8 protein-coding genes are annotated in these 12,988 nt (G+C 70.5%); 1 reads left to right on the forward strand and 7 read right to left on the reverse strand.

From position 1 onward, the window contains the following. Nucleotides 1-136: 136 nt before the first annotated feature. The 7 genes from rpoB to ACFRCR_RS10970 form a co-directional block, all read right to left on the reverse strand. The gene (gene rpoB / locus ACFRCR_RS10940) at nt 137-3,661 is read right to left on the reverse strand and encodes a DNA-directed RNA polymerase subunit beta (RefSeq protein ID WP_191795916.1); all 3,525 of its coding nucleotides are present in this window, start codon (nt 3,659-3,661) and stop codon (nt 137-139) included. A 474-nt stretch (nt 3,662-4,135) separates the two neighbouring features. Continuing rightward, complete coding sequence (gene rplL, locus ACFRCR_RS10945; protein WP_030151946.1) at nt 4,136-4,519, reverse strand: 50S ribosomal protein L7/L12; 384 nt, start codon at nt 4,517-4,519, stop codon at nt 4,136-4,138. A gap of 108 nt (nt 4,520-4,627) precedes the next feature. After that, a complete protein-coding gene (rplJ, locus tag ACFRCR_RS10950; protein WP_030151947.1) occupies nt 4,628-5,155 on the reverse strand; it encodes a 50S ribosomal protein L10 in 528 nt (175 codons plus the stop codon). A 357-nt stretch (nt 5,156-5,512) separates the two neighbouring features. Further along, nucleotides 5,513-8,083: a CHAT domain-containing protein gene (locus ACFRCR_RS10955; protein ID WP_377677485.1), complete on the reverse strand. Its 2,571-nt coding sequence runs from the start codon at nt 8,081-8,083 to the stop codon at nt 5,513-5,515. 9 nt (nt 8,084-8,092) lie between these two features. Next, nucleotides 8,093-9,898 carry a S8/S53 family peptidase gene (locus ACFRCR_RS10960; protein WP_377677486.1) on the reverse strand — a complete coding sequence of 602 codons (1,806 nt, stop codon included), beginning with the start codon at nt 9,896-9,898 and terminating at the stop codon, nt 8,093-8,095. 76 nt (nt 9,899-9,974) lie between these two features. Then, a complete protein-coding gene (locus tag ACFRCR_RS10965; RefSeq protein ID WP_191795913.1) occupies nt 9,975-10,472 on the reverse strand; it encodes a carboxypeptidase-like regulatory domain-containing protein in 498 nt (165 codons plus the stop codon). Further along, nucleotides 10,469-11,068: an RNA polymerase sigma factor gene (locus ACFRCR_RS10970; RefSeq protein ID WP_377677488.1), complete on the reverse strand. Its 600-nt coding sequence runs from the start codon at nt 11,066-11,068 to the stop codon at nt 10,469-10,471. The genes ACFRCR_RS10965 and ACFRCR_RS10970 overlap by 4 nt, the downstream gene beginning before the upstream one ends. A gap of 520 nt (nt 11,069-11,588) precedes the next feature. On the opposite strand from ACFRCR_RS10970, the gene ACFRCR_RS10975 reads away from it, so the two are divergent. Next, nucleotides 11,589-12,914, forward strand: coding sequence for a glycosyl hydrolase family 18 protein (locus ACFRCR_RS10975; protein WP_377677489.1), 1,326 nt, complete (start codon nt 11,589-11,591; stop codon nt 12,912-12,914). The last annotated feature ends 74 nt before the right edge of the window (nt 12,915-12,988 follow it).

Genomic DNA, 12,988 nt, shown 5'->3' on the forward strand with positions numbered 1-12,988 from the left:
TAACTCACCCGCCCCCCACCCAAAAAAACACCCTCCCACTCGCCGGACCCTACTGTTTTTAAAACCCCCCCGGCCCCACCGCGTGGGGGGGGGGGGGGGGGGGGTTCTTACCCGCCCCCCCCCACCGCTTCCGAGATCAGATCTCGTCGATCGTGGATGCTGCGTTGGGGCGACGCGACAGGTCGATGCCGAGCTCCTCGGCAGCGCGGTACACGTCGTCGTCGGACTCACGCATCTCGATGGAGACACCGTCGCTCGAGAGCACCTCGACGTTCAGGCACAGCGACTGCATCTCCTTCAGGAGGACCTTGAAGGACTCCGGGATGCCCGAGTCGGGGATGTTCTCGCCCTTGACGATCGCCTCGTAGACCTTCACGCGGCCCGGGACGTCGTCGGACTTGATCGTCAGCAGCTCCTGGAGGGTGTACGCCGCGCCGTATGCCTCGAGCGCCCACACCTCCATCTCGCCGAAACGCTGTCCACCGAACTGCGCCTTACCACCCAGCGGCTGCTGCGTGATCATCGAGTACGGACCGGTCGAGCGGGCGTGGATCTTGTCGTCCACCAGGTGGTGGAGCTTCAGGATGTACATGTAGCCCACGGAGACCGGCTCCGGGAACGGCTCGCCGGAGCGGCCGTCGAACAGACGTGCCTTGCCGTCGCGGCCGACCATGCGGTTGCCGTCACGGTTCGGGAGCGTCGTGGAGAGCAGACCCGTGAGGGCCTCCTCCTCGAGCCCGTCGAAGACCGGCGTCGCCACGGGGCGGCCCGGCTCGGACGAAGCAGCGACCGCAGGGACGTGCTCCTTCCAGGACAGGTCGCCCTCGCCGGCTGCGCCGTCGGTCTGCGAGATGTCCCAGCCCTGCTTCGCGACCCACCCGAGGTGGGTCTCGAGGACCTGGCCGACGTTCATACGACCGGGGACACCCAGCGGGTTGAGGATGACGTCCACCGGGGTGCCGTCCTCGAGGAAGGGCATGTCCTCGACGGGGAGGATCTTCGAGATGACACCCTTGTTGCCGTGACGGCCGGCGAGCTTGTCGCCGTCCGTGATCTTGCGTCGCTGCGCGATGTACACGCGGACCAGCTGGTTCACGCCGGCGGGCAGCTCGTCGCCGTCCTCGCGGTTGAACTCGCGGACGCCGATGACGGTGCCGGACTCGCCGTGGGGAACCTTGAGCGACGTGTCGCGGACCTCGCGGGCCTTCTCACCGAAGATGGCGCGCAGGAGGCGCTCCTCGGGGGTCAGCTCGGTCTCGCCCTTGGGCGTGACCTTGCCGACGAGCACGTCGCCCGCGCCGACCTCTGCACCGATGCGGATGACACCGCGCTCGTCGAGGTCCGCCAGGACGTCCTCGGAGACGTTCGGGATGTCCCGCGTGATCTCCTCGGGGCCGAGCTTCGTGTCGCGGGCGTCGACCTCGTGCTCCTCGATGTGGATCGAGGACAGGACGTCGTCCTGCACGAGGCGCTGCGACAGGATGATCGCGTCCTCGTAGTTGTGGCCCTCCCAGGACATGAACGCGACGAGCAGGTTGCGGCCGAGCGAGAGCTCGCCCTCGTCCGTCGCGGGGCCGTCGGCCAGCACCGAGCCGACCTCGACGCGAGCGCCCTCGTCGACGACGACGCGCTGGTTGTACGACGTGCCCTGGTTCGAGCGGCGGAACTTCGCCGCGCGGTAGCTCGTCGTGGTCGCGTCGTCGTTCGCGACGACGATCAGGTCCGCGGAGACCTCGGTGACGACACCGGGCTTGGTGGCGACGATGACGTCACCGGCGTCGATGGCTGCACGACGCTCCATGCCGGTACCCACGAGCGGGGCCTCGGAACGGACCAGGGGCACGGCCTGACGCTGCATGTTGGCACCCATGAGTGCGCGGTTCGCGTCGTCGTGCTCGAGGAACGGGATGAGGGCGGTCGCGACCGACACCATCTGGCGCGGCGAGACGTCCATGTAGTCCACCTCGGTGCCGAGGACGTCAGCCGTCTCGCCACCCTTGGTGCGGACCAGGACACGCTCGGCACGGAACGAACCGTCGGCGTTGAGCTCGGTGTTCGCCTGGGCGATGACGTAGCGGTCCTCGTCGTCGGCCGTCAGGTAGACGACCTCGTCGGAGACCTTGCCCGCCTCGACCTTGCGGTACGGCGTCTCGATGAACCCGAACGGGTTGATGCGCCCGTAGGAGGCGAGCGAACCGATCAGACCGATGTTCGGGCCCTCAGGGGTCTCGATGGGGCACATGCGGCCGTAGTGCGACGGGTGGACGTCACGGACCTCCATGCCGGCGCGGTCACGGGACAGACCACCCGGGCCCAGCGCGGACAGACGACGCTTGTGCGTCAGGCCGGCGAGCGGGTTGTTCTGGTCCATGAACTGCGAGAGCTGCGAGGTGCCGAAGAACTCCTTGATCGACGCCACCACGGGGCGGATGTTGATCAGGGTCTGCGGCGTGATCGCCTCGACGTCCTGGGTCGTCATGCGCTCACGCACGACGCGCTCCATGCGGGACAGGCCCGTCCGGACCTGGTTCTGGATGAGCTCGCCGACGGCGCGGATACGACGGTTGCCGAAGTGGTCGATGTCGTCGGTCTCGACGCGGATCTCGACGGGCTCGCCGGCACGCGTGCCGGGGAGGGTCGTGACCTCGGCGTGCAGGGCCGCGAGGTACTTGATCGTCGCGACGATGTCCGTGACGGACAGCGTGGAGTCACCCAGGGGCGCGTCGACGCCGAGCTTCTTGTTCGCCTTGTAGCGGCCGACCTTCGCGAAGTCGTAGCGCTTGGGGTTGAAGTAGAAGTTCTCGAGGAGCGAGCGACCGGCCTCGACCGTGGGCGGCTCGCCCGGACGGATCTTGCGGTAGAGGTCGACGAGCGCCTCTTCCTCGGTGTGGACGTGGTCCTTCTCGAGCGTGTCGAGCACCGACGGGAAGTCAGCGAACTCCTCGCGGATCTGCGACTCGGTCAGGCCGAGGGCCTTGAGCAGGACCGTGACGGACTGCTTGCGCTTGCGGTCGACACGGACGCCGACGGCGTCGCGCTTGTCGATCTCGAACTCCAGCCACGCACCGCGCGACGGGATGATCTTCGCGGAGTAGATGTCCTTGTCGCTGGTCTTGTCGGCCTGGCGCTCGAAGTACACACCGGGCGAACGGACGAGCTGCGAGACGACGACGCGCTCGGTGCCGTTGATGATGAAGGTGCCGCGTGCGGTCATGAGCGGGAAGTCGCCCATGAAGACCGTCTGGCTCTTGATCTCACCGGTGTTGTAGTTCACGAACTCCGCGGTGACGAAGAGCGGCGCGGCGAAGGTGAAGTCCTTCTCCTTGCACTCCTCGGCCGAGTACTTCGGCGGCTCGAAGCGGTGGTTGGAGAAGGAGAGAGACATGGAGGAGCCGAAGTCCTCGATCGGGGAGATCTCCTCGAAGATCTCCTCGAGACCCGACGTCGCGGGGACGTCCTGGCGACCGGCGGCGGCCGCGGCGTCGACGCGTGCGCGCCACGCCGGGTTGCCCAGCAGCCAGTCGAAGCTCTCGGTCTGGAGCCCGAGCAGGTCGGGCACCTCGAGAGGCTCGTAGATCTTGGCGAAAGATACGCGCCGGGAAGCGGTGCGGTTCGCGATAGCGTCGGCGGACGGAGCAGAAGGGGTGCGCGAGGCAGCCAAGAGGGGTCCTTCCCTGCAGATCGATTGCACGCTGTACGCTGCGTGGCTGGAGGACCTCTTCCCCCTGAGGCTGCCGTGGTGCACGATGGACGCACACCGAAGACGGTCCGGGCAGTTCAGAGGGTGCCGAGGGCACACGCGAGCGCAAAGCGCTAGCATACCCGGCCCAGTCAAGCGTGTCCAGCGACGCGAAATCGCGGCCTGTCAAGACCGTCGTCGCACCCACTGCACTCCCCCACCGGGCCGGTGAGGACATCTTCTCGGTGGCCGCCATATGCCGCCCAAGAACACGAAGAAACTCCCTGCCCGACGGCGTCCGCCACCTTCCCGTGGAAGGCGAGCTCCGGCGTCGGGCCGGGAGACGAAGAGGCGACGAGAGGCCCGCACCCCGGGGGGTACGGGCCTCGTCGCCTGTGCTACCTGTCAGGCCGCGCGCGGCGACCTGTCATGCGATACCGCCCCGAAGGGCAGTGATCACTTGACGGTGACGGTCGCGCCGGCGCCCTCGAGGGCAGCCTTGGCCTTGTCAGCAGCGTCCTTGGCGACGTTCTCCAGGACGGGCTTGGGGGCGCCGTCAACGAGGTCCTTGGCCTCCTTCAGGCCGAGGCTCGTGAGGGCACGCACCTCCTTGATGACCTGGATCTTCTTGTCGCCGGCAGCCTCGAGGATGACGTCGAACTCGGTCTTCTCCTCGACCTCCTCGGCGGCAGCGGCCGCGGGGCCTGCAACGGCGACGGCGGCCGGAGCGGCCGCGGTGACCTCAAAAGCGTCCTCGAACGCCTTCACGAACTCGGAGAGCTCGATGAGGGAGAGGCCCTTGAACTGCTCGATGAGCTCTTCGGTGCTGAGCTTCGCCATGATGGCGGTCCTTTCGGTTGGTGCTCGGCAGCAGCCCTGTCAACGATCCACAGAGCCCTGCTGGAAGCAGAGGGGGTGGGTGCGTGCTGCGTGATCCTCCGAGGAGGGTCAGGCGGCAGCGCTCTCCGATTCCTGCTTGAGGCGCAGGGCATCGATGGTGCGAACGGCCTGCGAAGCGGGCGCGTTGAACAGGTATGCCGCCTGGTAGAGCGGCTGCTTGAACGCGCCGGCCAGCTTGGCCAGCAGGACCTCGCGGGACTCGAGGTCCGCGAGCTTGGTGATGTCCGCAGCGGTCAGGGAGCGTCCGTCGAGGACACCGCCCTTGATGACCAGTGCGGGGTTCGCCTTGGCGAAGTCACGCAGGCCCTTGGCCGCCTCGACCGGGTCACCGGTCACGAAGGCGATGGCCGAGGGGCCCTTGAAGTCGGCGTCGATCTCGATGCCGGCTTCCTTGGCCGCGATGGCGGTCAGCGTGTTCTTCACCACGGCGTAGGTTGCGTTGCCGCTGAGCGACCGACGCAGCTGCTTGAGCTGCGCGACGGTGAGCCCGCGGTACTCGGTCAGCACGGCCGCGTTCGACTCGCGGAAGTTCTCCGTGAGCTCTGCGACTGCGGCTGCCTTGTCCGGCCTCGCCATGGCAATCCTTCCGGTGGTGGTGCCACCGGTCTCCGCAGGGCGGGGGCCCTGGGGGGTGAGGTCCTGCGGAGACGAGAAGAGCCCCGCGCAGGCGCGGGGCTCGAAGTGCAGGCTCTCGCCCGCTCCGTGAACTCTCACCTGCGCTGGCCTCCGCACTTCTGCGGGACTTCGGTCCGGACTGCAGCTGACGAGTCAGCGGGCAGGACGGTACGACCGGCGGTCTTGGGTACTGGAACAGGGTACGTGACGTCGGCGCGCGGTCCAAATCCGGCCCGACAGTGCCGCGGGCGCCGCGCGGTGCGGCGGAGGACACGGTGTCGGGCGCGCCGACGGGCGCGCCCCAGCGCGGCCCCCCCCTCAGACCGCGAGCGGCCCGAAGCAGACCAGGGGAACCGGCTCCTCCTCGCGCGCGACCGCGGTCGCCAGCGCGTCCCCCGGTGTGGCTCCCGCCCGCAGCTCGCCGTGGAACTCGGGCATGACCCGCGCGGCGACGTCGTCCCGCAGCGGCGCGACGCTCGACACGACGGCCGCCGCCCCCAGCCGGAGCAGCACGCTCGTGAGCCCCAGCGGCTCACCACCGATCCGGACCGTCGACAGTCCCGCCTCGCAGGCAGAGAGGACGACCACGGCTCCACGGAGGTCCACGCCGTCGAGCTCGTGCGCGAACAGCGGGCCGTCCGCGAGCCGCAACGAGGAGAACAACGGGTTGTCGGTCTCGTGCCGACCGTGCGTCGCGAGGTGGACGACCGCGGCCGACGGGAGCCTGTCGACCGTGGCCGAGCAGGTGGCCTCCTCGCCGGTCAGGACCGTCGCGCTCTCCCACGTCCGCGCCACGGCCTCGGCCTCGGCCTCCGCCGCACGTAGTCCCGGTCCCGCCACGACCACGACGTCGGGCTTGGTCTGCTCGACCGTCGCCTCCTGCAGGTCGATCCACGAGTTGACCCACGTCCGGCGTCCCGCACGTGAGGGCAACGAGGACCACGGCACGGCGAGCAGCAGGTCACGCGCGGCGATGTGCAGGTCTCCCTGCGCGTCGATCGGCGCGAGGACCTCGCGGTCGAGCCACGCCAGGCTCCGGTCGAGCGACGCCCGGGCGGCGGCCCGCATGGGCGCCGGGATCAGTCCGTTCGACAGGACGTCGAGGTCCGCACGGGCGCGCCGGATGCGCTCGCCGACCTCCACCATCGGGGCCAGCCGGATCATGCTCAGCCCCGAGGCGTCCGCCCGCAGGACGCGGAGCGTCTCGTCCGCGACGACGAAGTCCGCGACGACCGTCGACGCGCTCGCCGTCGACAGTGCGCGGCGCAGGCGGCGTGCGGTGACCGCGGTCGGCGTCTCCGCTCCCCCTCCGTCCTGCCAGGCCCGACGCCGAGCAGCCTCCTGCAGCCGTCGCGCCTCGCTCAGGTGCGCACGACGGCGCTCGAGACGTTCACCCGAGGGGTTCGCCCCCAGGAGCCTCGCCGACTCGATCTCCTGGCGCGCACGGGTGAGGAGCTCTGCGGACTCGGCGTCGGACGGCGGCACGACCCTCCCGCTGCCTGCGACGGTCGCACGTCCACGCTCGACGGCGTCGAGCAGTGCCGCGGCGCGGCCGGTACGGAGGGCCGCGGCCACGTCCACGTGCCCCAGGCGCACCCCGTGGACCGCGGAAGCCGTCACGGCGTCGACCGACCCCAGACCTTCGCGGTGCTCGGCCAGCATGCGCTGCCCCTTGCGCACGGCACGGAGCGCAGCGCCCCGCTCCCCGGTGGCGAACGCGAGCTCGGCCGCCACGGCCTGGTGCTGCAGACGCAGCGGCAGCGCCACCCGCCCGAGGTGCCCCGGGACCCGCGAGAGGACCTCGCGCGCGCCCGCCGGGTCCTTCGCCGCAAGGAGCCACTCTGCCGCGAGGAGCTGTGCGGGGACGGTCACCCCGCGCCCAGCGGCCTCACCGAGCGCGGCCCCGACGTCCGCGAGGGCGAGCGCACGGGCGGCCCGACGGCGTGCCACGCCGACCGAGAGGCCCGCCGAACGGTCCTCGGCGAGCCGCGCCTGGAGCTCGGCGACCCGAGCCCGGGCAGCCCAGGGGTCGTTGCCGATCCGGTCGAACCTGACCGCCGCCGCGCGGGCCTGACGCTGCGCCTCCGAGTAGCGGCGAAGACCCACGAGGCACTGTGCACGCAGCAGCTCGACCTCGGCGACGTCCCTGACCATCCGGTTGCGGGCGAGGTGCTCGCGCGCCTCGGCGAGCGTCGAGTCCGCGTCCGAGAGCAGTCCGGCCTCGAGAAGAACCTGTGCCTTGTCGATGAGGCCCACCGAGGCGTGCCGCTCGGGAGCACCGCGCTCCGCCTCCTCCATGGCGCGCAGGGCTGTCGGCAGGTCGCCGCCGAGGTACTTCGCGTAGCCGAGGTTGTGCTGCGCCTTGGACGCGAGCAGTGCGTCCCCCATGTCCTCCGCGCGGCGAACCACCTCGGCAAGGTCGTCCTCGGCCCGATCGAGGTTGCCGAGCTCGAGGTGAAGCGACCCCCGGTTCAGGAGGAGGACGGCGGCGTCGAGCGGCGTCGCCACGTCGATGAACCGAGCGGCGGCGTCCATCTCCTCGACCGCCTCGACGACCCGGCCGGTGCGCAGCCGGAGCAGACCACGCTGTCCGCCGACCACGAGCTGCAGGTCCTCGGGCCCATGGGCCTCCACCCACGCCTGGGCCTGCTCGAGCAGCTCGAGCGAGCGATCGACGTCACCCTCGTACTCGAACCTGGAGATCGCCAGGCCGATCAGCGCACGGACGTGGGCGTAGCTGTTGTCCGGGTCGTCCGCGAAGGTCGGCTCCTCGAGATCCGCGAGGATGGTGCGGAAGAGCTGGGCGGCCCGGGAATGACGCCCCCGCGCGTTGGTCGCCGACGCGAACTCGAGGCGTGCGCGCAGGGTCCGGCCACCGCTGCGCGCCACGCCGTCACCTCATTCCGCGGTCACCTCCGTGGGGACCAGTCCAGTGGCCAGGGTAATGGACTGCCACAGCCACGCGCAGCGTCCGGGCGCTCCTTCACCCGGTACCACGGCGCTCGGCGACGTCGGGTCGGCCGCGGCGTCGTCGAGCAGGTAGGACGCGAGCTCGCCGGCCAGCACGGGCCCCGCGAAGGACGTACCGCTCCAGGTCGCGAAACCGCCCTGAAACCCCTCGGGGTCGATCGTGGCCCGGTTGCCGTCCGACCAGAGCTCCTTGAGCCATCGGCTGGGGGCCACCGCGCCGTCCATCGTCGTCGGCGCCGTCGAGACGAGGGCGGCCCCGGGACGCACGCACGTGACCCACGGCCCGTCGTTGCTGAACAGGGCGGTGGTCCCGTCCGGGTTCTGCGCCCCGACCGTGAGCACGGGCGGCTCGTCGCGCAGGAGCGTGACGCCCTGCAGCGGCACGGGCGGCGTCTGCCGACGGTCGATGCGCGGCGCGAACGCCGCAGGGTAGCTCGGCCTGGTCTGCCCGTCGTTCCCGGACGAGACGACCACCAGCACCCCGTAGCGCCGGAGGGCCCGCAGGACGGTGCCGAAGGGAGCGTCGAAGTCCGCGTCCTCGGGGCGCTCGTGGTAGTACCCGAGCGAGAGAACCAGGACGTCGATCGGCGCGTAGCCGTCCCGCCCGACGAGCCCCAGCACGTGCCACAGAAGCACACGACGCAGGGAGCGCAGGAGGTCCCGTTCGGGGATGACCCCGGCACCGCCGTAGAGACGAGGAGCCAGGATGACCGCGTCGGGGCACTTCTGGTGGACGAGCCCGGCGATGAACGTGCCGTGCCCGGCGACCGGGTCGAGCGGGCCCGTCAAGGGAGAGATCGACACCCCTCCGATCTCTGGGTCCTCGTACTCGTACTCCGTCTCGGGGAGGACGGACAGCGGCTCCCCGAGGAGCTCGGGGTCACGCACGACGATCGTCCCTCGGGTCTCCGGGGCGGCGTCGAACCAGGGGTGCGCGCCCACCCCGGTGTCCAGGACCGCCACGACGGGTCGGCGGGTCCCGTCCGCGGCGGTGAAGTCGTCGGCACCGACCGCGAGCCGCCGTGCGGGGACGGGACCGATCCAGTTCACGGGGGTCCGACCGCCCGAGCCGGGGGTCGCGTACTCCGCGGTTCCCGTGACCGGGAAGGGCTGGGTGTAGGGGAACGGCTGCGTGTAGGGGAAGGGCTGCGTATAGGGGAAAGGCTGCGTGTAGGGGAAGGGCTGCGTGTACGGGAAAGGCTGCGTGTACGGCTGGCCACCGATGGCGGGCCCCGCCGCGGGCGCGATCATGTGGTCGAGGCCCACCCGCGGGCTGCACTTGTCGTCAGGGCACAGGCGTCCACCGAGCTTCTCGATGACCTTCCAGGCGTCGGGAAGCTCCCCCTCGCTGCCACCCTTCTGCCGCAGGCGCGCCGACAGCCCGAAGACGCGTCGCAGGTCACGGGTCGTCTCGCGGTCCAGCCCCGCCCGGGTGACGAGCTCTGCGTCGCTCCTGCTGGCCTCCTCGACCTCGACCGTCAGGTCGAACTTCTCCGCGGCCTCCTCGAGCCAGCGCAGCGAGCGGTTGCCGGTCAGGTCGTCCGGAGACTCGGGAACCAGGACCCGGTCCCCCACGTACCAGGTGGGGTGCGGCGAGGACTGCCCGGCCCGACGCGGTGCGGTGATCGGGTCGAGGGTCCGCGTCCGCCACTGCAGCCGGTTCGGCCGGTCTCCGAAGGGCCGCCCGCCCGGCGGGACAGGCGGCGTGGCCGACTGCTCAGGGGTCTCACTCATCGGTGCTCCAATGCACGAAGGGACTACCGTCGGGTCGATCGGCCCGGCGTGCCGAGATGACGAAGGGGCGGGGCGGCTAGAGCTCGATGATCGGGGTCGTCACGGCGTCGCCGCCCGCACCGGGGGCGCGCAGCAGCAGGCTCGCCGGGCCAGGCCCGACGGCGTCGAACACGAACCGGCCGTCCTCGTCGGCGACGGTCGAGACCATCCCGTCCGGACGGTGCAGCTCGACCGTCAGCTCGCCGGCCGGGGCGGCCCATCCGTCGATACGGATCCGGCCGTCGTCACGAGCGGACAGCGTGATCATGACGGTCAGGGACTCGGCCGTGAAGGTGATGGTGCGCGCCTCGATCGGCGGCGCCTCGCCCCGGACCGACATCTCCGGCACACGGACGTACTCGAGCTCCATGACCTCGGCCTCCAGGCCGGCGAGCGTGATCGCGAACAGCGACCGCTCGACGAGCCCGTCCGGTACCGGGTCGAGCATCGTGTGGATACGAGCGAGATCCGCCAGGATCTCGAGGTCGACGGCGTCCAGCGGTTCCTCGGGGCTGTACCCCGACGGTGCGCTCATGATGTTTCCCATGTCCTGTCCCCCTGCTCGCTCTCGATGATGTCGCGGAGCTTTGCCAAGCAGCGCCCACGGTTGGAACCGATGCTGCCCACCGGCATGCCGATGGCGCTCGAGATGTACTTGTAGTCGGGTCGGTCCGCCAACGAGATCAGCCGGAGGAGCTGCTGACAGCGGTCCGGCAGCCGGAGGACAGCGCGCCACAGGTAGCGGTCGCGCTCCACCTCGAGGACCTGGGTCTCGGGGGTGGGGTCGGAAGAGGGCAGGGTGCCCGTGGGGCCGTCGAGCATGTCGTCCGGCAGCTCGGTCCGGCGCTTCTGGTCGTCACGGTGCTTGCGGACGGCCTCCCACGCGCCGCGCTTGGCGGTCACGAGGAGCCACTTGAGCACGGCGTGCGGCTCCTGGATGGTGTGAGCGTTGCGCACGAGGGCCATCCAGGTGTTCTGGACGATGTCGTCCGCCTGCTCGCGGACGACTCCCTGGGCCCTGACCGTGTGCCACAGCAACGGCGTGGCCTCTCTCACGAAGTCGGCCAGTGCCTGGTGCCTGCCCTCGCGGTAGTCGAGCAGGGCGGCCGCGGCGCGATCCCCGAGGCTCACCTCCGGCTCGTCGACTTCCGGGACGTCCTCGGTGATCCGTGTCATGGCTGGGTGCGCCGTCTGCTCTCGGTCGTGCTCGGGTACTTCGGGGGAACCCGATTCTAGGGGCGTCTGCCCAGGTGGGACAAGCATTTCAGCCACCGCAGGACCTCCCTCCGGCCCGTGCTCACGCACGCTCGACGCAGCGGGCCGGTGGTGCACCGGACCCCTTCCTGCCGGGAGAGAGGGACGGGCGCCCCGTTTGATACACGCGTCCGGATGTTCTTCCCGTGCCTCCGTCGAGTGCGCCGGCGACCCGCTCCACGCGACCCGCGCGACGTCGTCGGGCGACCTGACCCCGCACGTACGGGTACGCGACACGTAGGGGGATCCCCGTACCGTCCGCGCTCAGAGAGTGGTGAAACCCCTCATCACAGGCGTGACGTGGCTCACGTAGCGTCGGCATGGCCGACCCAGATCGGACACTCGGACGGTCCCGGTGAGACGACGACGTCCCGGACCCTTGCTAGAGGAGCACCACGTGAGAACCCATCGTCACCCCGCCGACGGCGCCCGCCGTCCGGCCCGCCTGCTCGCGGCGCTGACCGCCGCCACGGTCGCCCTCGGCGGGCTCGCGCTCGCCGGCACGAGCGCTCAGGCGGCCCCGCAGCCCGCCGCCCAGCCCGCGACCGTCGCGGCCGCCGCCGCCCCGGGCCACCAGTGGCTCACGGGCTACTGGCACAACTTCAACAACGGCTCGGTCGTCATGCCGCTGAGCGACATCCCGCCCGCCTACAACCTGGTCGCCGTCGCGTTCGCCGACAACCTGACCGGCACGCCCGGCGGGATCACCTTCAACCTCTCGACCGCAGAGCTGAACGGGTACACCGTGCCCCAGTTCAAGGCCGACATCGCCGCGATCCGGGCACAGGGCCGCAAGGTCATCCTGTCGGTCGGCGGCGAGAAGGGGAACGTCATCGTCTCCAACGCGACCGAGGCGAAGAACTTCGCCGACACCGCGTACGCCCTCATGCAGGAGTACGGCTTCGACGGCGTCGACATCGACCTCGAGCACGGCATCAACGCCACGTACATGTCGAGCGCGCTGCACCAGCTCTCGGCCAAGGCAGGCCCGAACCTCATCATCGCGATGGCCCCCCAGACCATCGACTACCAGGCCACCTCGATGGGCTACTACCAGCTCACGCTCGCCATCAAGGACATCCTCACGATCGTCAACACCCAGTACTACAACTCGGGCGCGATGATGGGCTGCAACCAGCAGGTCTACAGCCAGGGCAGCATCGACTTCCTCACCTCGCTCTCCTGCATCCAGCTCGAGATGGGCCTGCGGCCCGACCAGGTCGGCATCGGCGTCCCCGCCGTCCAGGCCGCGGCCGGCGGCGGCTACCAGCCCGTCGCGAACGTCATCAAGGCCGTCGACTGCCTCGAGACGGGGACGAACTGTGGCACCTTCAAGCCCGCGACGCCGTACGGCAAGATCGGCGGTGTCATGACCTGGTCGATCAACTGGGACAAGAAGAACAACTACGCGCTCGCGACGGCCGTCGGTGCGCGCCTCGGCACGGGCTCCGGCGGGGGCACGACGGGCGGCACCACCGGCGGCACCACCGGCGGCACCACGGGCGGCACCACGGGCGGCACGACCGGCGGAACGACCGGCGGAACGACCGGTGGGACCACCGGCGCCACCTGCTCGGCCGCCCCCTGGAGCGCGACCACCATCTACACGGGCGGCAACACCGTCTCCCACAACGGCCGCACGTGGCAGGCCAAGTGGTGGACCCGCGGCGACGCTCCCGCCCCCAGTGACTGGGGCGTGTGGAAGGACCTCGGCGCCTGCTGAGGCCCCTCGCGTGGCCGACGGCCTCCTCGTACGACCCGAGCCGTTCGGCTCTCCGCCCCGCCCAGGGAGTGGAG

The organism is Oerskovia sp. NPDC056781, from assembly GCF_042789955.1.
Lineage (GTDB): Bacteria > Actinomycetota > Actinomycetes > Actinomycetales > Cellulomonadaceae > Oerskovia > Oerskovia rustica.

Coding starts and splice junctions, on each gene's coding strand:
- rplL (WP_030151946.1), bottom strand. CDS start 4,519: ATGGCGAAGCTCAGCACCGAAGAGCTCATCGAGCAGTTCAAGGGCCTC.
- rplJ (WP_030151947.1), bottom strand. CDS start 5,155: ATGGCGAGGCCGGACAAGGCAGCCGCAGTCGCAGAGCTCACGGAGAAC.
- ACFRCR_RS10960 (WP_377677486.1), bottom strand. CDS start 9,898: ATGAGTGAGACCCCTGAGCAGTCGGCCACGCCGCCTGTCCCGCCGGGC.
- ACFRCR_RS10965 (WP_191795913.1), bottom strand. CDS start 10,472: ATGAGCGCACCGTCGGGGTACAGCCCCGAGGAACCGCTGGACGCCGTC.